The sequence below is a fragment of the Microcoleus sp. S13_C5 genome (genome assembly GCF_036700845.1).
Lineage (GTDB): Bacteria > Cyanobacteriota > Cyanobacteriia > Cyanobacteriales > Microcoleaceae > Microcoleus.
Genome location: NZ_JAUBPR010000313.1, coordinates 1 through 1,072, shown reverse-complemented (window position 1 = coordinate 1,072; position 1,072 = coordinate 1). Strand labels below are relative to the sequence as shown.

At 53.1% G+C, this 1,072-nt stretch carries 1 protein-coding gene; it reads left to right on the top strand.

Features of this window, described 5'->3' with window-relative positions; genetic code table 11:
- Window positions 1–95 precede the first annotated feature (95 nt).
- The gene (locus QUA04_RS29815; RefSeq protein ID WP_332970815.1) at window positions 96–1,067 is read left to right on the top strand and encodes a transposase; all 972 of its coding nucleotides are present in this window, start codon (window positions 96–98) and stop codon (window positions 1,065–1,067) included.
- Window positions 1,068–1,072 lie beyond the last annotated feature (5 nt).

Below are 1,072 nucleotides of genomic sequence, written 5' to 3'. Positions count from 1 at the left end.
AGGCTAGAACGGTATCAAGGGAGCCCCGGCCACTACCAGGGCGTCCCGTTTAACAAGTTGAAGCTGGAGCTGGAAGGCCCCAGTGGATATTCAACATGTCAAGTCTACACCTGAACGTCGGGGTCGATGTTTCTAAAGACACCCTGGATCTGTGCTTCTTTGCCAAAGACCAAATCAAGCACAGCTTCACAGTCAAGAACTCTCCAGCAGGGTTTGAGCAGATTGTAAAGAAGCTGGAGAAGATGGCTCCTAAAGACCAGTGGAGGATCACGATGGAAGCGACCTCTTCCTGCCACAAGGCTTTGGTGTGGCACCTGGCTGAAGAGGGAGTCCCTGCTGTGGTGATGGCTCCTAATCAGGCTAGAAGCCTTGCCAGGGGTCTTGGAATCATTAGAAAGAATGATGCGACAGACGCCTATGTTCTGGCTGTGTGCTCGCAGAAGAACTGGAAAACCCCCAGGAAGCCTCCCACCAAAGAACAGGCTGAACTTCAGGAGCTTTCAAGAAGGATAGACAGCCTTAAAGCTCAGGCGGCTGACGAGAAGAAGAGAATGGGCAAGCCTTCCGCCTGTGCAGAACTCATCAAATCCTGCACGAGAGTCATCAGACTTCTTGACAAGGAAATCCAGCAGGTGAGCCAGCTGTGGCTGGTAAAGCTGAAGCAGAGCCAGGAGCTTGTGAAGAAGCACCGCCTCATGCTGAGCATCCCTGGTGTGGGCCCTGAAACAGCCCGCAAGGTCTTGAGTGAACTCTTCTTGACAGATGAACTAAAGAACGTCAAGCAGTGCATCGCCTACGCTGGGCTGGCTCCGCAGGAATGTTCGAGCGGGACGAGTCTTAACCGAAAAGCCACCATCCACGGGACAGGCAGCAGATTCTTGAGGACAGCTCTTTTTATGGGAGCCATCTCCTGTTCCAGACATGATGCTGAATGCTCAGCCCACTACGACCGAATGCTGGAAGCCGGAAAACCTAAGAAATGCGCTCTGGTCGCCATCATGGCCAGAATGCTCCGCCGGATTGTGACAGTGGTCAACAGAGGAACCGAATGGACCCCAACCCCTTGACAATT

Bases quoted from the DNA above. Each gene is read 5' to 3' on its own strand.
- QUA04_RS29815 (WP_332970815.1), top strand. From the start codon at position 96: ATGTCAAGTCTACACCTGAACGTCGGGGTCGATGTTTCTAAAGACACC.